Here is a 19835-nt window from a genome sequence, read left to right on the forward strand (position 1 = left end):
AGTCGGAGATCTTCCCGTTCTGTCCATCCTTGGGCATGCACTTCAGCAATGGTCGTCTTCGCGGCGGCGGGGACGGTCCCGAGACATCGGGCGACCACGACGGGGGCCGGGCCCCCGCCACTGCCAGGGCTCAGGGGGAGGTGCGCTACGACGACCCCTGGTACGACGCGCTTGCCGCCGGCTGGGGTGAGCCGGGCCCCGTCGCCGCCCCCGGGACAGCGGTTCCCGCCGCGCGCCGGGAGCGGGAGGACGGCGCGCCTGCGGTGGCCGAGATCTACCTGGAGGTGCAGCGCAGCGCGGCCTTCCAGGAGGTGCGCAGCCGCTACCGCAGGTTTGTGATCCCGGCCGCCACCGGGTTCTTCCTCTGGTACGTGGCGTACGTCGTGACCGCCACGACCGCGCCCGGCCTCATGGCGCACCGCGTCGCGGGATCGGTGAACGTGGGGCTGCTCGCCGGGCTCGCACAGTTCCTCACCACCTTCCTGCTCACCTGGGCCTACGCCCGGCACGCCCGGCTGCGCCGGGACCGTGCGGCGCTCGAACTGCGCTGGGACACCCAGGAGCTGACGCGCGGGGCGAGGGGCGGTGCGTCATGACCGGCGACCATCAGACGCTGGCGCTGGTGCTGTTCAGCGCCTTCATCGCGGTCACGCTGGCGATCACCACCTGGGTCAGCCGCAAACGGCACGGCTCGGCGGAGGAGTTCTATGCCGGCGGGCGGTTGTTCTCGCCGATGGAGAATGGTTTTGCCATCGCGGGCGACTACATGTCCGCCGCCTCCTTCCTCGGCATCTCCGGGCTCATCGCGCTCTTCGGCTACGACGGGCTGCTCTACTCGGTCGGCTTCCTCGTCGCCTGGCTGGTGGTGCTGTTCCTGGTCGCCGAACTGGTGCGCAACTGCGGAAAGTTCACGCTGGCCGACGTGGTCGCGGCACGGATGAGCGAGCGGCCGGTCCGGATCGCGGCGGGAACCTCCTCGGTCACCGTGTCCGTTCTCTATCTGGTGGCGCAGATGGTGGGAGCGGGCAGCCTGGTCGCGCTGCTGCTGGGGCGTACGAGCGCGGCGGCGCAGTGCTGGACCGTCGTCGGGGTCGGTGCGCTCATGGTGATCTATGTGTCGTTGGGAGGGATGCGGGCCACCACCTGGATCCAGATCGTCAAGGCGGTGCTGCTGCTCGGCGGCACCATCGCGCTGACCGTGCTCGTCCTGGCGCGCTTCCACGGCGACTTCGACCGGCTGCTGCTCACGGCCGCCGAGCGCAGCGGCCACGGGGACGCCTTCCTGGCCCCGGGCCTGAAGTACGGCGAGGACTGGACCGCGCGCTTCGACTTCATCAGCCTGGGCCTGGCGCTGGTGCTGGGCACGGCCGGTCTGCCGCACATCCTGTCCCGCTTCTACACCGTGCCGACCGCGCGCGCCGCACGGCGTTCGGTGGTGTGGTCGATCGGGCTGATCGGCGGCTTCTACCTGATGACGATCGTGCTCGGCTTCGGCGCGGCGGCGATCGTCGGCCCCGACACCGTGCGCGGCTCCAACGCGGCCGGGAACACGGCCGTTCCCCTGCTGGCGCTCGACCTGGGCGGCGGTGCGGACTCCACCGGCGGAACGGTTCTGTTCGCGGTGGTGGCGGCCGTCGCCTTCGCCACGATCCTCGCGGTCGTCGCCGGGATCACCCTCGCCTCCTCGGCGTCCGTGGCCCACGACCTGTACGCGTCGCTCCGGCGTCGGCGCCGGAGCACCCCCCGCAGCGAGGTCGCCGTGGCCAGGGTCGCCGCCGTCGGCATCGGCGCGGCCGCGATCGGCCTGGGCCTGCTGGCCCGCGACCTCAACGTCGCCTTCCTGGTGGGCCTCGCCTTCGCGGTCGCCGCGTCCGCGAACCTGCCCGTCCTGCTCTACTCGTTGTTCTGGCGGAACTTCACCACACGCGGCGCCGTCTGGGCGGTGTACGGCGGACTGGTCCCGGCCGTACTGCTCGTGGTGCTGTCGCCGGTGGTGTCGGGCAGCCCCGAATCGTTCCTGCCGCATGTGGACTTCCAGGTGTTCCCGCTGCAGAACCCCGGTCTGGTGTCCATCCCGCTGGGCTTCCTCGCGGGCTGGCTGGGCACGGTCACCTCGGTGGAGGCCGCCGACGAGGCCAAGCACGCGGAGACCGAGGTGCGCTCGCTGACGGGGGCGGGAGCCGTGTAGGAGACGCGACCGTCGAGACAACCGCGGCCCTGCTGCGTACTCCAGATCGGGTACGGCCCCTACCCCCGCCCCAGCCGTACCCTCAGGCGCGGGTCGCCCACACGTAACGGTGCTCCGGGCGGCCCGCGTCGCCGTACTTGAGGGTCAGCCGTGCCCGGCCCGTGCGCTCCAGGAGCTTCAGATAGCGCTGGGCGGTCTGCCGGCTCACCCCCGTGCGCTCGGCGATCTCCTGGGCGGACAGCGGCCCGTCGGCGCTCATCAGGGCCTGCCGTACGAGTTCCGCGGTGGTGGGGGAGTGGCCCTTGGGCAGCCCGGGCTCCGACGGGGCGGACAGCGCACCGAAGATGCGGTCCACGTCGGCCTGTTCGGCCTCACCGCCGCCGTCGAGGGTGCGGCGCAGATCCGCGTACGCCTCCAGCTTGGCGCGCAGGCCCCCGAACGCGAACGGCTTGACCAGGTACTGCAGCGCGCCCTGCCGCATCGCCGCCTGGACCGTGGAGACGTCCCGGGCCGCCGTCACCATGATCACGTCGGTCTGGTGGCCGCGCCGGCGCATCTCCTGGACGACCTCCAGGCCCGTCTCGTCGGGCAGGTAGTGGTCGAGCAGGATCAGGTCCAGATGGGGCAGCAGCTCCATCTGCCGCAGCGCGTCGGCCGCGCTGTGCGCCGCGCCGGCCACGTGGAAGCCCGGGACCTTCTCCACGTACGCGGCGTTGACCTGGGCGACCCTGGTGTCGTCGTCCACGACCAGGACCTCGATCATCAGGACTCCTCCTCGACGGTACTCCGCGCGGACGCGGCCAGGGCGGGCCGCGGGTCCGGTTCGGCCAGGGCCTCGGGCAGGACCACGGTGAACTCCGCGCCCCCGCCGTCCGCCGCGCCGACCGACACGCTGCCGCCCTGCCGCTCGGCGAGCCTGCGCACCAGGGAGAGCCCGATACCGCGCTTGCCGTGCGCGGGCGGCTTCTTGGTGGACCAGCCCTCGGTGAAGACCAGCTCACGCTGGTCGGCCGGGATCCCGGGACCGGTGTCGCGCACCCGGAGCACGGCCGTCCGTCCCTCGGCGTGCGCCTCGACCTCCACACGCGCGTGGCGCGTGCCGGCGACGGCGTCCAGGGCGTTGTCGACCAGGTTGCCGACGACCGTGACCATGCCCTGCGGGTCGACCAGGCGGTCCGGGAGCCGGGTGCCGTCCGAGACCCACAGGGCGACCCCGCGCTCTGCCGCGACGGTCGCCTTGCCGACCAGCAGGGCGGCCAGCAGGGGGTCCCCGATCTTCTCGGTGACCTGCTCGGCGGTGGCCCGGTGGTCGCCGACCACCTCGCCCACGAACTCCACCGCGTCGTCGTACATCTCCAGCTCCAGCAGCCCGAGAAGCGTGTGCATGCGGTTGGCGTGCTCATGGTCCTGGGCGCGCAGGGCGTCGATCAGACCGCGCGTCGAGTCCAGCTCGCGGCCGAGCTGCTCCAGTTCGGTGCGGTCGCGCAGGGTGGCCACGGCGCCGCCGTCGTCCGTTGGCATGCGGTTGGCGACCAGGACGCGCTGGCCGCGCACGGTCACCAGGTCCGTGCCGACGACCCGGCCGGCCAGCACATCGGCCGTGCGGCCCTCGCCCAGCGCCTCGTCGGGGGAGCGGCCCACCGCCTCGTCCCCGATGCCCAGCAGACGCTGCGCCTCGTCGTTGAGCAGGCGGACCCTGCCGGACCGGTCGAGGGCGACGACACCCTCCCGGATGCCGTGCAGCATCGCCTCACGCTCCGCGAGCAGCGCCGAGATGTCCGAGAAGGCCAGGTCCCTGGTCTGCCGCTGGACCCGCCGGGAGATCAGCCAGGCGGCCAGCGCGCCCACGGCCAGGGCCCCGCCCGCGTACGCGAACAGGCCGGGGATCGCGTGGATCAGCCGCGAGCGGACGCTGTCGTACTCGATGCCCACGGACACCGCCCCGATGATGTGGCCCTCGTGGTCCCGCAGCGGCACCTTGCCGCGTGCCGAGCGGCCCAGGGTGCCCGTGTCGATCTGCATGACCTCCTTGCCGGCCAGGGCCTGCCTGGGGTCGGTGGAGACATGCCCGCCGATCTGCCGGGGATCCGTGTGCGACCAGCGCGTGCCGTCCAGGTCCATGACCACGACGTACTCGGCGCCGCTCGCCTTGCGGATGCGCTCCGCCTGCCGCTGCACGGGGCCGTCGGGCGTCGGCGGCGTGGTGTGGAGGTCCTCGGCGACCTGCGGCACCGACGCGGTGGTCTGTGCGATCGCCAGCGCCCGGCGCATCGCCTGGTCGTCCAGCTGGTCGCTGAGCGGGGCGAGGAACAGTCCGGTCGCGAGGACCGCGACCCCCGCCGCGATCGTCACCTGCATCAACAGCACCTGGGAGAACGCCCGTCGCGGCAGACCGAGACGCAGACGGCGTGCGGGGGGAGCGGGGCTCATAGGCACGACGGTACGTGCACCGGCCGGATCTGCCGTAGGGGTGTGGCATGGATCTCTTGAGACGCGACATGGATCACTTGATCTCTTGATCGGATCCATTGATTGCTGGGTGATCCGGACGGGCTTTACGGCGGCGTCAACTCGCCAGTGCGGCAGCCGCCGTCAGTTCACGCACCTCGACGACGTCCATCCGGGCGGGTGAACCCAGGAGCGACGCCCCGCAGCTCTCCGGGCGCGGCGGAAGGGAGGCACCATGGGCCACGACGACCCGCCACCGGCGTCCGTCCGTGTGCTCGACCGTCACTTCCCAGCGCGGTGCCCCCCCGACCGTACCGACGACGCTGAGCGCCTCGGCCGCGTACTCACCGGCCGCTGTGCGCACGGCCAGCTCGGCCGCCTGGCCGGGCCGCTCCCAGGCGGAGCTGCCGCGGCACCCCTCCACGACGATCCGTCCCTCCTGGGCGCCGTGCAGCACTTCCTTGACCATGTGCGCCTCGGCGCGGCCGTACGCGTATCCGTACGGCAGGACGAGCACCGTCGGCGAGAAGCGATGACCGCCCAGATGAGTGACCTCCCACGCGCCCTCCACGCCCGAGGCGGCGAGCTCGGCCGCGAGCGGGCGGCCCAGAAGGGCGCAGCAGCGGTCCCGCTTGCCGTTGGTGCAGACGAGGGCCAGCGGGCCGCCGGTGTGCGCCCGGCCCCCGAGCACGGCGTCGAACGAGCGGTGGTCGCCCCGCTCCAGCGCACCGAAGTCGAGGTCCAGCAGCCGGCGCGGATCGCCGGTCGAGGCGCTGCGCAGCCAGACGCGGCCCGGCACGGTGTGCGCCGCGAAAACCCGGCGCACCGGCGGGGTGCCGAAGTCCGCGTGGCGGCCCGGTCGGCGGATGAGCGCGATACGCACGCCGGTGCCCTTGACGGCCCGCTTCAGCGCGCGGCCGACCGCCGGATCCAGGTGACTGGAGATGAGCGCCTCGGCACCCCAGGGGCCGGGCTGCTCCAGCAGGATCCAGGTACTTGCCATGGCCGCGGTTCCGGAAATGGGCTCGTCGAGGTCCCGCGAGACGGTCGCGCACGTACTCACAGAGGTGAGCCTAACCTGACTTGGCGCAGGGCGACCTCCGGGGGCCGGTGTGTCCTGCTCCGGGCGGATTTAGCACCTCTTGCTGCGCGCTACTCCGACGACGGCAGGGGCTGGGGCGGCCGCGGGCCCACATAGTGCCCGCTGGGCCGCATCCGCAGGGGCCGCTCGCCGTACTCCTCCAGGGCGTGGGCGATCCAGCCGGCCGTGCGGGCGACGGCGAAGATCGTCTCGCCCGCCGTGGCCGGCATGCCGCAGGACGCGGTGAGGACGGCGAGCGCCAGGTCGACATTGGCGTGCAGCGGGGCGTGGCGGGCCGTGGTGGCGACGATGTCCTGGGCCGCGGCGAGGGCCGGCTGGGCGCGCGGGATGTCCGCCAGAAGGGCGAACAGGGCACGCGCGCGTGGGTCCTCGCCCGGGTAGAGCCGGTGGCCCAGGCCCGGGATGCGCCGACCCGCCCTCAGCTCCTCGGCGATCACCGGGGCCGCGTCGCCCTGGTCGAGGACCTCCAGCAGCATCCGGTGGGCCAGTCCGCTGGCCGCGCCGTGCAGGGGCCCCTCGATCACGCCCAGCCCGGCGGAGACGGCAGCGTAGGCGTGCGCGCGGGCCGACGCGGCGACCCGGACCGCGAGGGTGGAGGCGGCCAGGTCGTGGTCGACGAGCAGGCCGAGGGCCGTGTCCAGGACGTGCAGGGCCGCCTCGTCGACGGCGCGGCCGGTCAGTCGTCCCCACAGCCGCCGGGCCAGCGGGCCGTCGTCCCGGTGCTCGTGGCCCTGCGGCGGCAGCGCGGCGACCAGGGTGGGGATGAGGGTGCGCGCGGTGCCGAGCACGGCACCCTCGGAGAGGTCGTAGCGCAACGGGTCGGCGGCCCCGGCGGCGATGGCGGCGACCCGCAACCGGTCGGTGGGGCCGGTGTGTTCGGGCAGTGCCTCGACCGCGCGGCGGGCCACCGCGACGGAGGACTCGGGCGCGGTGAAGGTGACGCCGGGCCGCAGGCTGCCGGTCCAAAGCCACTCGGCGACCTCTTCGTAGGAGTGGCGGGCCGCCAGCTCGGTCGCGTCGACACCCCGGTAGTAGTACCGGTCCCTGCCGATGTACGTGACGCGGGTGCGCACGGACAGCTCACCGCCGGAGCCCGGACCCGTCGCGCTCTCCCGCCGGTTGCGCCGGGCGAGCGCCTCCACCTCCTTCGGATCGAAGGTGCTGGCCCGGCCGCCGGGCACCCGACGGCTGCTGAGCTGACCGCGGCTGACGTACGCGTACACCGTCTCGGGCTTCACGCCGAGCAGTTCGGCGGCCTCCTTGGTGCTCAGCCGTCGTTCGGGGTGGCCCGGGCCGGGGTCGTGATCACGCATGGGGTCACGCTATCGGCAGGACACATGCATTGATCGGATCAACAGTGGACATCGGGTTGAGTACGTGCAGTGACGCCTCGTGGTGATCCTCCCGGCTCGTATCCTGAGGCGGCACGCACATCCGCGGTCGTGAGAGAGGGTCGCACGTTGGCGCAGCGCCAGAGCCCGCAGCAGATCCCGGTCGTCGTACTCGCCGGATTCCTCGGGTCAGGCAAGACGACCCTGCTCAACCATCTGCTGCACCGCAGCGGCGGCAGCCGGATCGGGGCGATCGTCAACGACTTCGGCGCCGTCGAGATCGACGCCATGGCCGTCGCCGGAGCGCTCGGCGACTCCACCGTCTCCCTCGGCAACGGCTGTCTGTGCTGCGCCGTCGACGCCAGTGAACTGGACCTCTACCTGGAGCGGCTCGCCCGCCCCACCGTCGGCATCGACATCATCGTCATCGAGGCCAGCGGACTCGCCGAGCCCCAGGAACTCGTGCGCATGCTGCTCGCCAGCGAGCACCCGGGCATCGTCTACGGCGGACTCGTCGAGGTCGTCGACGCCGCCGAGTTCGACGACACCCGCGGCCGGCATCCCGAGATCGACCGGCATCTCGCGCTCGCCGACCTGGTGGTGGTCAACAAGCTCGACCGGGCCGAGGACGGCGAGCGGGTGCTCGGGCTGGTGCGGTCGCTGGCCGCCGGGGCCGCCGTCGTCCCCGCCACCTACGGCCGTATCGACCCCGAGTTCCTCTTCGACTGCCGGCCCGGTGAGGAGCGCGTCGGGCAGCTCTCCTTCGACGACCTGCACGACCACACCGAGGACGACGACCACGCCGGCCATCTGCACACCGCCTACGACAGCGTGTCCTTCGTCTCCGAAGTGCCGCTGGACCCGCGCCGGTTGATGGAGTTCCTCGACAGCAGGCCCGACGGGCTGTACCGGATCAAGGGCTACGTCGACTTCGGCCCGCACGACGTCCGCAACCGGTACGCCGTGCACGCCGTCGGACGCTTCCTGCGCTTCTGCCCCGAGCTCTGGCCGGACGCCGGCGCACGCCTCACCGAGCTCGTCCTCATCGGCTCCGGCATCGACGCCGACGCGCTCCGCAAGGAGCTGGAGGCGTGCAAGAGCGGCGCCCCGCACGCCGACGAGCACGGCATGTGGGGCGTCCTGCGCTACGTACGCGATCCCGAGGAGGACCCCCGGGAGCCGCCGGCCTAGACCGGTCCCGCCACCACGGCGACCGTCTTCGGCAGCGACACACCCGAGCCGTCCCGGCGCGGGTCGAGTTCCGGCAGCTCCGCCGGGGCGCCGTTCTTCTGCGCGGCGCGCGCCGGCGTCGCACCCGCCCAGGCCAGGGCCAGGCAGTCCTCGCCCTTCAGGAACCGCTGGCAGCGCACACCACCGGTCGCCCGGCCCTTGCGCGGGAACTGGTCGAACGGCGTCAGCTTGGCCGTGGTCTGCACGGAGTCGTCCAGCGTGCCGCGCGAGCCGGCCACCGTGAAGACCACCGCTTCCGCCGCCGGGTCGACGGCCGTGAACGAGATGACCTTCGCGCCCTCGGCGAGCTTGATGCCCGCCATACCGCCTGCCGGGCGGCCCTGCGGACGCACCTGTGACGCCTGGTAGCGCAGCAGCTGCGCGTCGTCCGTGATGAAGACCAGGTCCTCCTCGCCGGTGCGCAGCTCGACCGCGCCGACGATCCGGTCGCCCTCCTTGAGGGTGATGACCTCCAGCTCCTCCTTGTTGGCCGGATAGTCGGGCACCACCCGCTTCACGACACCCTGCTCGGTGCCGAGCGCCAGACCCGGCGACGACTCGTCGAGCGTCGTCAGACAGACCACGCTCTCGCCGTCCTCCAGGGAGACGAACTCCGACAGCGGGGCACCGCCCGAGAGGTTCGGCGCCGCGGCCGTCTCCGGCAGCCGCGGCAGGTCGACGACGTCGACCCGCAGCAGACGGCCCGCTGAGGTGACCACGCCGACCTCACCGCGCGCGGTGGCCGGCACCGCCGAGACGATCACGTCGTGCTTGGCGCGTCTGGCGTCCTCCTCCACCGCGAAGGGCTCATCGCTCGCCGTGCGGGCCAGCAGACCCGTCGAGGACAGCAGCACCCGGCACGGGTCGTCGGCGACCTGGAGCGGCACGGCCGCGGCCGGGGCGCCCGCCGACTCCAGCAGGACCGTACGCCGCTCGGTGCCGAACTTCTTGGCCACCGCCGCGAGTTCGGCCGAGACCAGCTTGCGCAGCTCCGTGTCCGACTCCAGGATCCGGGTCAGCTCGGCGATCTCCTCGGTGAGCTTCTCCTTCTCCGCCTCCAGCTCGATCCGGTCGTACTTCGTCAGGCGGCGCAGCGGCGTGTCCAGGATGTACTGGGTCTGCACCTCGGACAGGGAGAAGCGCTCCATCAGGCGTTCCTTGGCCTGCGCGCTGTTCTCGCTGGAGCGGATCAGCCGGATCACCTCGTCGATGTCGACGAGCGCGGTGAGCAGGCCCTCCACGAGGTGCAGCCGGTCGCGGCGCTTGCCACGGCGGAACTCGCTGCGGCGGCGCACCACGTCGAAGCGGTGGTCGAGGTAGACCTCCAGCAGTTCCTTCAGGCCCAGTGTGAGCGGCTGGCCGTCCACCAGCGCCACGTTGTTGATGCCGAAGGACTCCTCCATCGGCGTCAGCTTGTAGAGCTGCTCCAGGACCGCCTCCGGCACGAAGCCGTTCTTGATCTCGATGACCAGGCGCAGACCGTGCTCCCGGTCGGTGAGGTCCTTGACGTCCGCGATGCCCTGGATCTTCTTCGAGCCGACCAGATCCTTGATCTTGGCGATGACCTTCTCGGGGCCGACGGTGAAGGGCAGTTCGGTGACCACCAGACCCTTGCGGCGGGCCGTCACGGACTCGATCGACACCGTGGCGCGGATCTTGAAGGTGCCGCGGCCCGTCTCGTAGGCGTCCCGGATGCCGGACAGGCCGACGATCCGGCCGCCGGTGGGCAGGTCGGGGCCCGGGATGTGCTTCATCAGGGCGTCCAGATCCGCGTTCGGGAAGCGGATCAGATGGCGGGCCGCGGCGATGACCTCGCCCAGGTTGTGCGGCGGCATGTTCGTCGCCATGCCGACCGCGATGCCGGAGGAGCCGTTGACCAGCAGGTTCGGGAAGGCGGCGGGCAGCGCCACCGGCTCCCGCTCCTGGCCGTCGTAGTTCGGTGTGAAGTCGACCGTGTCCTCGTCGATCGACTCCGTCATCAGGCTGGTCGCCGCTGCCTGGCGGCACTCGGTGTACCGCATGGCGGCCGGCGGGTCGTCATTGCCCAGCGAGCCGAAGTTGCCGTGGCCGTCGACCAGCGGCACGCGCATGGAGAAGGGCTGCGCCATCCGCACCAGGGCGTCGTAGATCGACGCGTCGCCGTGCGGGTGCAACTTGCCCATGACCTCGCCGACCACGCGCGCGCACTTCACATAGCCGCGGTCGGGGCGCAGGCCCATCTCGTTCATCTGGTAGACGATGCGGCGGTGCACGGGCTTGAGCCCGTCGCGGGCGTCCGGCAGGGCGCGGGAGTAGATGACCGAGTACGCGTACTCGAGGAAGGAGCCCTGCATCTCGTCGACGACGTCGATGTCGAGGATCTTCTCCTCGTACGAGTCGTCGGGCGGCGGGGTCTTCGTGCTGCGGCGGGCCATCGCTGCCTGGCTCCTTGCTGAAGCGTGTGACGGGTTCTGACGCGGACCATTGTGGACCGCGGCACTGACAACGCGGGCAGGGACCCGATCACGCTCGTCCCGGCCCCGCAGCGCGATCACCTCCGCGCGGCTGCCCGCAGGCTACGCGATCCGCTCTCGGCGTACGTCCCGCGGGAACTTCGCCGACCGTCCGCACGCTTGCATACAGTGACAGGACCGGCAGGAAATCCGCGGTTCGACGACCGCGTCCGCGATCGAAGGGACGTACATGCCCATGGGTCACACGGCCACAGCCCAGGCAGGCTCCGGGGGCCTGACAGCGACCGAGCACCGCCTGGCCAACGGCCTGCGCGTGGTGCTCTCCGAGGACCACCTGACCCCCGTCGCGGCGGTGTGCCTCTGGTACGACGTCGGTTCGCGCCACGAAGTCAAGGGACGTACCGGCCTGGCTCACCTTTTCGAGCACCTGATGTTCCAGGGCTCCGCCCAGGTCAAGGGCAACGGCCACTTCGAGCTGGTGCAGGGCGCCGGCGGCTCCCTCAACGGCACCACCAGCTTCGAGCGCACCAACTACTTCGAGACCATGCCCGCGCACCAGCTGGAGCTCGCCCTCTGGCTGGAGGCCGACCGCATGGGCTCCCTGCTCACCGCCCTGGACGACGAGTCCATGGAGAACCAGCGCGACGTCGTCAAGAACGAGCGCCGCCAGCGCTACGACAACGTCCCCTACGGCACGGCGTTCGAGAAGCTGACCGCACTGGTCTACCCGGACGGCCACCCCTACCACCACACGCCGATCGGCTCCATGGCCGACCTGGACGCGGCGACCCTGGAGGACGCGCGCGCGTTCTTCCGTACCTACTACGCGCCCAACAACGCCGTCCTGTCCGTCGTCGGCGACATCGACCCCGAGCAGACGCTCGCCTGGGTCGAGAAGTACTTCGGCTCCATCCCCGCGCACGACGGCAAGCCCACGCCGCGTGACGGCTCGCTGCCCGACGTCATCGGCGAGGAACTGCGCGAGGTCGTCGAGGAGGAGGTCCCGGCCCGCGCCCTGATGGCCGCCTACCGCCTGCCGAGCGACGGCACGCGCGCGTGCGACGCGGCCGACCTCGCCCTGACCGTCCTCGGCGGCGGCGAGTCCTCCCGCCTGTACAACCGGCTCGTACGACGCGACCGTACGGCCGTCGCGGCGGGCTTCGGCCTGCTGCGGCTCGCCGGGGCGCCCTCCCTGGGCTGGCTGGACGTGAAGACCTCCGGGGACGTCGAGGTGCCGGTCATCGAGGCCGCCATCGACGAGGAGCTCGCCCGGTTCGCCGAGGAGGGCCCCACCGCCGAGGAAATGGAGCGGGCGCAGGCCCAGTTGGAGCGCGAGTGGCTGGACCGGCTCGGCACGGTCGCCGGCCGCGCCGACGAACTGTGCCGGTTCGCCGTGCTGTTCGGCGACCCGCAGCTCGCCCTGACCGCCGTCCAGCGCGTGCTGGAGATCACGCCGGAGGAGGTGCGGGAGGTCGCCCAGGCCCGCCTGCGCCCCGACAACCGCGCGGTGCTCGTCTACGAGCCGCTCGCCCCGGAGCACGTCGAGGACGTGGCGGGCACCGAAGACCCGGAGTCCGCGGCCACCGTGGAAGCCGACGACCATGAGGAGAGGGCCAAGTGACCGAGCTCGCCACGATGGAGTTCCACCCCCAGCCGCGGGCGGGCGAGGCCAAGCCCTGGGCGTTCCCGGCCCCCGAGCGCGGCACGCTGGACAACGGCCTGACCGTGCTGCACTGCCACCGCCCCGGCCAGCAGCTCGTCGCCGTCGAGGTCCTCCTGGACGCGCCCCTGGAAGCCGAGCCGGCCGGCCTCGACGGCGTCGCCACGATCATGGCGCGGGCCTTCTCCGAGGGCACCGACAAGTACTCCGCCGAGGAGTTCGCCGCCGAGCTGGAGCGCTGCGGCGCCACCCTCGACGCGCACGCCGACCACCCCGGCGTCCGGCTCAGCCTGGAGGTACCGGTCTCACGCCTGCCCAAGGGGCTCGGGCTGCTCGCCGACGCCCTCAGGGCGCCCGCGTTCGCCGACAGCGAGATCGAGCGCCTGGTGCGCAACCGCCTCGACGAGATCCCGCACGAGCTGGCCAACCCGTCCCGGCGCGCCGCCAAGGAACTCTCCAAGGAGCTGTTCCCGGCCGACGCCCGCATGTCGCGCCCGCGCCAGGGGACCGCGGAGACGGTCGAGGCCATCGATTCCGGCGCCGTCCGCGCCTTCTACGACCGGCACGTCCGCCCCGCCACGGCCACCGCCGTGGTCGTCGGCGACCTCACCGGCGTCGACCTGCCCGCGCTCCTCGGCGAGACCCTGGGCAGTTGGACGGGCTCCGCGGCCACACCGCGCCCGGTGCCGCCGGTGACCGCCGACGACACCGGACGGGTGATCATCGTGGACCGTCCCGGCGCCGTCCAGACACAGCTGCTCATCGGCCGCGTCGGCCCCGACCGGCACGACCGCGTGTGGCCCGCCCAGGTGCTCGGCACGTACTGCCTGGGCGGCACCCTCACCTCCCGCCTGGACCGCGTGCTGCGCGAGGAGAAGGGCTACACCTACGGCGTGCGCGCCTTCGGCCAGGTGCTGCGCTCCGCCCCCGACGGTTCGGGTGCGGCGATGCTCGCCATCAGCGGCTCGGTCGACACCCCCAACACCGGTCCCGCCCTGGCGGACCTGTGGGCGGTGCTGCGCACCCTCGCCGCGGAGGGTCTGACCGACGCCGAGCGCGACGTCGCCGTGCAGAACCTCGTCGGGGTGGCCCCGCTGAAGTACGAGACCGCCGCCGCCGTCGCCGGCACGCTGGCCGACCAGGTCGAGCAGCACCTGCCCGACGACTACCAGGCGACGCTCTACCAGCAGCTCGCCGCCACCGGCACGGTCGAGGCCACCGCCGCCGCCGTGAGCGCCTTCCCGGTGGACCGCCTGGTGACCGTCCTGGTGGGCGACGCCGCGCAGATCAAGGAGCCGGTCGAGGCCCTCGGTATCGGCGAGGTGAAGGTCGTACCGGCGGAGTAGCCGCGAACGACGCACGCGCGCGTGGGGCCCTGGTGTACCGAAGCGTCACCAGGGCCCCGCCATGTCCGAATTGGGAGAGAGATTGCCTGTCTGCCCTGTGGGATGCGCTACAAAAGCCCCGTTCCGTTTGGGAATCGAAGGCGGGCCCCTCTAGCGTCGTCCGGGCTGTTCGTCAGGCAGTGCGCCGCGCCCGCGGCACCGGACAGCCATCGCCGAGTCCCCGTACGGCGCGAGCCAGGGGAGCCGGGGACCCAAATCGGCAGTCCCTGGGGTGAATCGGACGCCCGCGCGGTAGTGAGGGGGTCCGTAGGAGACCTTCCTGCTCCGAACCCGTCAGCTAACCCGGTAGGCGAGAGGGAAGGAAAGGACCGCTCGACTTCATGGCGTTCACCTGCGCCACCGGGAAGCACCGTCGCCCCAGCCGGCTGCAGCGCGGCACGGCCCGCGCGGCGGGCGTCGCGGCGCTCACCACCACCGGCGTCATGGCCACCGTGACCAGCCCCGCCCTCGCCGCCGAGACCTCCGCCGAGCAGACCGGGTTCATCCCCGTCGTCACGGTGAACGACGCCGTGGCGGAGCAGATAGAGGACCAGGCCGCGGCGCAGCAGCGGGCCGCAGAGGTCGAGGAGGCGCGCCAGAGGGCGGCCGCCAAGGCCAAGGCGGAGCGAGAGGCCAAGGCCCGTGCCGCGCGCGAGGCCGAGCGCCGACGCCTCAACGCCTTCGTCCCGCCGGTCACCGGCTCCTATGTCTCCACCAGCTACCGCGCGGGCGGCGCCGTGTGGTCCTCCGGCAGCCACACCGGCGTCGACTTCCACGCGGGGAGCGGTACACCCGTGCACGCGGTCGGCTCCGGCACCGTCGTCGAGGCCGGCTGGGGCGGCGCCTACGGCTACCAGATCGTGATCCGCATGAACGACGGCGCGTACACCCAGTACGGCCACCTGTCGTCCGTCGGTGTGTCGGTCGGCCAGCAGGTCGTCCCCGGCCAGCGGATCGGCCTGTCCGGCGCGACCGGCAACGTCACCGGACCGCACCTGCACTTCGAGGCCCGCACCACCCCGGAGTACGGCTCGGACATCGACCCCGTCGCCTACCTCCGCAAGCACGGCGTGAACGTCTGACGCCCCGCGGCGACATCGCGTACGGCCCCGGCTCACCGAGCCGGGGCTTTCGTCGTTTCGGATGCGCCGCTGTCCAAAAAATATCCATGGATTCCGGCCCGCCATCGGAAATTGCGGCTCATTGCATTAGAGTCGCTCAACACAACGTCAATCGTCGACGTTTCACGGGGATTAATGCGGAGGTCGGTCATGCGCATTCCGGCGCACTCGGTGTGCACGGCCATCCGGGACGACATCGTCGCGGGTGTCTACGAGCGTGGCAGCCGGCTCACCGAGGAACTCCTCGCCCGCCGCTACGGCGTCTCCCGCGTTCCCGTGCGGGAGGCGCTGCGCACCCTGGAGGCGGAGGGGTTCGTCGTCACCCGGCGGCACGCGGGCGCGTGCGTCGCGGAACCGACCGAGCAGGAGGCCGCCGACCTGCTGGAGATGCGCATGCTGCTGGAGCCGCTCGGTGCCGCGCGGGCCGCCCAGCGGCGTACCGAGGCGCATCTGAAGGTGCTGCGCGGGCTCGTCCGGCTCGGACAGGAGCGGGCCAGACGGGGCAACAGCGAGGATCTGCGCTCCCTGGGCGGCTGGTTCCACGAGACGCTCGCCCAGGCCACCGGCAGCCACGCCCTGACGTCGACGCTCACCCAGCTGCGCCACAAGATCGCCTGGATGTACGCCGTGGAGGCCCCCGCCAGTCCCCTGGACGCCTGGGCCGAGCACGGCGCGATCGTGGACGCGGTGGCGCGCGGCGACGGCGAGCGCGCGCGGGCGGTCACGGCGCTGCACACCGAGCGAGCGAACCTCGCGCACCGGTTGCGCTTTTCCGGCGGCGGCGATCGCGCGGACCGTGTGAGGACTTCGCAACATCCCGTAAACATGTCCGGCCTGCGACATTAACACAAGGGCCGTATACAAAGAGGGCATATTCGGTGGACGCCTATTTGTGCTGCCTTTTCCGTGCGTGCCGTGAATTTCAGGGCGCGCGTCTTCCGCGTGCCCGGACGCCGGTTATCGAGTATGCCCGGGTAATTCCGTGAGGCGGTGCGGAAACGGCGAAGCCGCGCCTCCCGGGATGACGGGCGACGCGGCTTCGCGGCGGGTTCAGACGGTCTCGGGAAGCTCCTCGAGACCCTCGGAGACCAGCTTCGCCAGACGGTCGAGGGCCACGTCCGCACCCTCGGCGTCCGAGGCGAGGACGATCTCCTCGCCGCCCTGGGCGCCCAGGCCCAGCACGGCCAGCATGGAGGCCGCGTTGACGGGGGTGCCGTCGGCCTTGGCGATCGTCACGGGGACGCCTGCGGCCGTGGCGGCCCGGACGAAGATGGAGGCGGGGCGGGCGTGAAGGCCCTCGGCCCAGCCGACGTTGACGCGGCGCTCAGCCATGTGATGCTGCCCTTCAGTTTCTCAGGGTTGTCTAGACCAGTGTTCCACATCGTGACGCGTGCCCCCAGGGGTCGTTCGGCCCCTGGGGGAGTGACCGTCGGGCCTCGGCCTAGACCCGACGGACGTCCTCCACAGATTGTCCCGCGCCGTTGTCGTACGCGAGCCGTACTCTGGGCCCCATGCGAAGCGCGCCGGACCGGCAGGAGTACCCCGCCCACTGGGAAGCCGACGTGGTGCTGCGCGACGGCGGCACCGCGCGCATCCGCCCGATCACCGTCGACGACGCCGAGCGCCTGGTCAGCTTCTACGAGCAGGTGTCGGACGAGTCGAAGTACTACCGCTTCTTCGCGCCCTACCCGCGCCTGTCCGCCAAGGACGTCCACCGCTTCACGCACCACGACTTTGTGGACCGGGTGGGACTCGCGGCCACGATCGGCGGCGAGTTCATCGCCACCGTACGCTATGACCGCATCGGTCCCGACGGCATGCCCGCCTCCGCGCCCGCCGACGAGGCCGAGGTCGCCTTCCTCGTCCAGGACGCCCACCAGGGTCGCGGGGTCGCCTCCGCCCTGCTCGAACACATCGCGGCCGTCGCCCGCGAGCGGGACATCCGCCGGTTCGCCGCCGAGGTGCTGCCCGCCAACACCAAGATGATCAAGGTGTTCACCGACGCCGGGTACACCCAGAAACGCAGCTTCGAGGACGGCGTCGTACGCCTGGAGTTCGATCTCGAACCGACCGAGCGCTCCCTCGCCGTGCAGCGCGCGCGGGAGCAGCGCGCCGAGGCCCGTTCCGTGCGGCGGCTGCTCGCGCCCGGCTCGGTCGCCGTCGTCGGCACCGGCCGCGCGCCCGGTGGCGTGGGGCGCGGCATCCTCGGCAACATCAGGGAGGCGGGCTTCACCGGCCGCCTGTACGCCGTGAACAAGGCATTCCCCGAGAACCTCAAGGAACTCGACGGCGTGCCCGCCCACCGCTCGGTGCGTGAGGTCGACGGCCCCGTCGACCTCGCCGTCGTCGCCGTTCCCGCCGAGCATGTGCCCGAGGTCGTCACCGAGTGCGGCGAGCACGGCGTGCAGGGGCTCGTCGTGGTGTCCGCCGGGTACGCCGAGAGCGGGCCCGAGGGCCGCGAGCGCCAGCGCGCGCTGGTCCGGCACGCGCGCGCGTACGGGATGCGGATCATCGGCCCCAACGCCTTCGGCGTCGTCAACACCTCCCCCGAGGTCAGCCTCAACGCCTCCCTCGCCCCCGAGCTGCCCCGGCCCGGCCGGATCGGCCTGTTCGCCCAGTCCGGCGCCATCGGCATCGCCCTGCTCTCCCGTCTGCACCGGCGCGGCGGGGGCGTCACCGGCGTCACGGGCGTGTCGACCTTCGTCTCCTCCGGCAACCGCGCGGACGTCTCCGGCAACGACGTCCTGCAGTACTGGTACGACGACCCGGACACCGACGTCGTCCTGATGTACCTGGAGTCCATCGGCAACCCGCGCAAGTTCACCCGCCTCGCCCGGCGTACGGCCGCGGCCAAGCCCCTTGTCGTCGTGCAGGGCGCCGCGCCGCAGGGGCACGCGGTACGGGCGACACGGCTGCCGCACGCGACGGTGTCCGCGCTGCTCAGGCAGGCCGGTGTGATCCGCGTCGACACCATCACGGAGCTCGTCGACACGGGGCTGCTGCTCGCCCGGCAGCCGCTGCCCGCCGGGCCGCGCGTGGCGATCCTGGGCAACTCCGAGTCGCTCGGGGTGCTGACGTACGACGCCTGCCTCGCCGCCGGGCTGCGGCCCCAGCCGCCGCAGGACCTGACGACGCAGGCGTCGGCGGGCGACTTCCACGCGGCGCTGTCGCGTGCGTTGGCCGACGACATGTGCGACGCGGTCGTGGTGACCGCGATACCGGCGATCGGGGAGGCGTCGCCGGGGGACGCGGAGCTGGCGGAGGCGCTGCGGTCGGCGGCCGAGGAGGTGCCGGGGAAGCCGGTGCTCGTGGTGCACGTGGAGCTGGGCGGGCTCGCGGGGGCGTTGTCGGCGGCGGCGAGCACGGCACCGCAGGCCGGCGCGAAGGGAGGGCCACCACAGCCCGATGCCAAGTCACCCGGCGCTGCGGGCGGTGCCCACCCGTTCCGCCCTGCGGAACGACTGCCCACCGCGGGAGCGGGGCCGTCCAGTGCGGGAACGGGCGCGGGCGCCGAGGTGGAGGCCGGGTCGTCCACTGCGGGCGCGGAGGCGGAGGCAAGGCCGTCCACCTCGGGAGCGGGAGAGGAGGCCGCCCCGTCCACCGCGGGCGCGGAAGCGAGCGCGGCCGACGCAGGAGCGGGCGAAGCAGGGCCGTCCGCCGTGGCAGCCGGAGGGGAACCGACGACAGGGGGTTCCGGGTCAGGGCCGTCCGCTGTCCGGACCGGGTCAGGGTCGTCCGTCGTCGGGGCCGAGGGCGGGCCGTCCGCTGCGGGGTCTGGGGCAGAGGCGTCCATCGTCGGGGCTGGGTCAGGGTCGTCCTCCGTTGGTGCCGGGGGCGGGGCGTCTGCTGTCGGGGCCGAGGGCGGGGCGTCGGCTGCGGGGGCCGGGGGAGGGGCGTCCGTCGTCGGGACCGGGGCAGGGGCGTCGTCCGTCGGAGTCGAGGGAAGGCCGTCCTCCGTCGGGGGCGGGGCAGGGTCGTTCGGTGCCGGAGCGGGAGGGGTGCAGCAGTCGGGGTCGTCCGATGGCGGTCGGGCGGGCAGTCCTCGCCTCATCCCCGCCTATCCTGCCGCCGAGCGGGCCGTGCGGGCGTTGGCCGAGGCCGTGAAGTACGCGCAGTGGCGGCGGGAGGCCGGGGATCCCGGGAAGGTGCCGGAGTTCGAGGACATCGACGAGAAGGGGGCCGCGCGGCAGATCGACGGGCTGCTCGCGCGCGGACAGGGCCTCACCCTCGGCACCGAGGCCACGAGCGAGCTCCTCGGGCGCTACGGCATCCCCGTACGCCCCGCGATCCTCGCCCGCACCCCGGACGACGCCGTACGGGCCGCCCGCGACCTCGGCTACCCCGTCGCCCTCAAGGCCACCGCCCCGCACCTGCGACACCGCGCCGACCTGGGCGGCGTACGGCTCGATCTCGCGGACGAGGAGCAACTGCGACGGGCGTACGGCGAGTTGACCGAGCTGTTCGGAACGCCTCAGGAGCTGCGGCCGGTCGTGCAGGCGATGGCCCCGCGCGGTGTCGACACCGTCGTACGGGCCGTGATCGACCCGGCGGCCGGGGCCGTACTCTCGTTCGGCCTGGCCGGGGCGGCCTCCCAGCTGCTCGGCGACATGGCGCACCGCCTGATCCCGGTCACCGACCGGGACGCCACCTCCCTGATCCGGTCGATCCGGACAGCCCCGCTCCTGTTCGGCTGGCGCGGCTCGACGCCCGTCGACACCCCCGCCCTGGAGGAGCTGCTGGTGCGCGTGTCCCGCCTGGTCGACGACCACCCCGAGGTCGTCGCGGTCACCCTGGAGCCGGTCGTCGTCGCCCCGCACGGCCTGAGCGTCCTCGGCGCGTCCGTACGCCTCGCCCCGCCGCCCGCCCGCGACGACCTCGGACCGCGGACCCTCCCGCTGTACTGAGACCGGCGCAAGC

General features: G+C 72.6%; 14 protein-coding genes and 1 riboswitch. Of the genes, 8 read left to right on the forward strand and 6 right to left on the reverse strand.

What is annotated here, in order from left to right:
* The first annotated feature begins 35 nt into the window (after positions 1 to 35).
* Together ACH5AC_RS33585 and ACH5AC_RS33590 are read left to right on the forward strand one after the other, a co-directional pair.
* Positions 36 to 596 (forward strand): DUF485 domain-containing protein, encoded by a 561-nt coding sequence (locus ACH5AC_RS33585; RefSeq protein WP_398866068.1) that lies wholly within the window; start codon positions 36 to 38, stop codon positions 594 to 596.
* Positions 593 to 2188: a cation acetate symporter gene (locus ACH5AC_RS33590; RefSeq protein ID WP_398866069.1), complete on the forward strand. Its 1596-nt coding sequence runs from the start codon at positions 593 to 595 to the stop codon at positions 2186 to 2188. The genes ACH5AC_RS33585 and ACH5AC_RS33590 overlap by 4 nt, the downstream gene beginning before the upstream one ends.
* Positions 2189 to 2270: 82 nt before the next feature.
* Here ACH5AC_RS33590 and ACH5AC_RS33595 read toward each other — a convergent pair whose 3' ends face one another.
* The 4 genes from ACH5AC_RS33595 to ACH5AC_RS33610 all read right to left on the reverse strand — a co-directional run bounded on the left by ACH5AC_RS33595 (position 2271) and on the right by ACH5AC_RS33610 (position 7051).
* Positions 2271 to 2951 (reverse strand): response regulator, encoded by a 681-nt coding sequence (locus ACH5AC_RS33595; protein WP_398866070.1) that lies wholly within the window; start codon positions 2949 to 2951, stop codon positions 2271 to 2273.
* Positions 2951 to 4618: an ATP-binding protein gene (locus ACH5AC_RS33600; RefSeq protein WP_398866072.1), complete on the reverse strand. Its 1668-nt coding sequence runs from the start codon at positions 4616 to 4618 to the stop codon at positions 2951 to 2953. The genes ACH5AC_RS33595 and ACH5AC_RS33600 overlap by 1 nt, the downstream gene beginning before the upstream one ends.
* A gap of 136 nt (positions 4619 to 4754) precedes the next feature.
* Positions 4755 to 5699, reverse strand: a complete 945-nt coding sequence (locus tag ACH5AC_RS33605) for a sucrase ferredoxin (protein ID WP_398866073.1) — start codon at positions 5697 to 5699, stop codon at positions 4755 to 4757.
* Positions 5700 to 5788: 89 nt separating this feature from the next.
* On the reverse strand, positions 5789 to 7051 hold the full coding sequence (locus tag ACH5AC_RS33610; protein ID WP_398866074.1) for a citrate synthase: 1263 nt from the start codon (positions 7049 to 7051) through the stop codon (positions 5789 to 5791).
* Between the two features lie 147 nt (positions 7052 to 7198).
* Here ACH5AC_RS33610 and ACH5AC_RS33615 point away from each other — a divergent pair, with 147 nt between their 5' ends.
* Positions 7199 to 8260, forward strand: a complete 1062-nt coding sequence (locus ACH5AC_RS33615) for a CobW family GTP-binding protein (RefSeq protein ID WP_398866075.1) — start codon at positions 7199 to 7201, stop codon at positions 8258 to 8260.
* Here ACH5AC_RS33615 and ACH5AC_RS33620 read toward each other — a convergent pair.
* A complete protein-coding gene (locus tag ACH5AC_RS33620) occupies positions 8257 to 10713 on the reverse strand; it encodes a DNA topoisomerase (ATP-hydrolyzing) subunit A (protein ID WP_398866076.1) in 2457 nt (818 codons plus the stop codon). The two genes, ACH5AC_RS33615 and ACH5AC_RS33620, sit on opposite strands and share 4 nt — an antisense overlap.
* A 268-nt stretch (positions 10714 to 10981) precedes the next feature.
* Between ACH5AC_RS33620 and ACH5AC_RS33625 the strand changes: the two genes are divergently transcribed.
* From ACH5AC_RS33625 to ACH5AC_RS33640, 4 genes are all read left to right on the forward strand, one after another.
* Positions 10982 to 12373, forward strand: a complete 1392-nt coding sequence (locus ACH5AC_RS33625; protein ID WP_398866077.1) for a M16 family metallopeptidase — start codon at positions 10982 to 10984, stop codon at positions 12371 to 12373.
* A complete protein-coding gene (locus tag ACH5AC_RS33630; RefSeq protein WP_398866078.1) occupies positions 12370 to 13758 on the forward strand; it encodes a M16 family metallopeptidase in 1389 nt (462 codons plus the stop codon). The genes ACH5AC_RS33625 and ACH5AC_RS33630 overlap by 4 nt, the downstream gene beginning before the upstream one ends.
* A 200-nt stretch (positions 13759 to 13958) precedes the next feature.
* Positions 13959 to 14125: riboswitch (cyclic di-AMP (ydaO/yuaA leader) on the forward strand.
* Positions 14126 to 14138: 13 nt separating this feature from the next.
* The gene (locus ACH5AC_RS33635; protein WP_398866080.1) at positions 14139 to 14879 is read left to right on the forward strand and encodes a M23 family metallopeptidase; all 741 of its coding nucleotides are present in this window, start codon (positions 14139 to 14141) and stop codon (positions 14877 to 14879) included.
* Between the two features lie 189 nt (positions 14880 to 15068).
* Entirely contained in the window at positions 15069 to 15764 is a 696-nt protein-coding gene (locus ACH5AC_RS33640) for a GntR family transcriptional regulator (protein ID WP_398866081.1), read from the forward strand.
* A 204-nt stretch (positions 15765 to 15968) separates the two neighbouring features.
* Here ACH5AC_RS33640 and ACH5AC_RS33645 read toward each other — a convergent pair whose 3' ends face one another.
* Positions 15969 to 16250, reverse strand: coding sequence for an HPr family phosphocarrier protein (locus ACH5AC_RS33645; RefSeq protein ID WP_398866082.1), 282 nt, complete (start codon positions 16248 to 16250; stop codon positions 15969 to 15971).
* Positions 16251 to 16429: 179 nt separating this feature from the next.
* Here ACH5AC_RS33645 and ACH5AC_RS33650 point away from each other — a divergent pair, with 179 nt between their 5' ends.
* Positions 16430 to 19822 carry a GNAT family N-acetyltransferase gene (locus tag ACH5AC_RS33650; RefSeq protein WP_398866083.1) on the forward strand — a complete coding sequence of 1131 codons (3393 nt, stop codon included), beginning with the start codon at positions 16430 to 16432 and terminating at the stop codon, positions 19820 to 19822.
* The last annotated feature ends 13 nt before the right edge of the window (positions 19823 to 19835 follow it).

The organism is Streptomyces sp. NPDC018693, assembly GCF_044391385.1.
GTDB lineage: Bacteria > Actinomycetota > Actinomycetes > Streptomycetales > Streptomycetaceae > Streptomyces.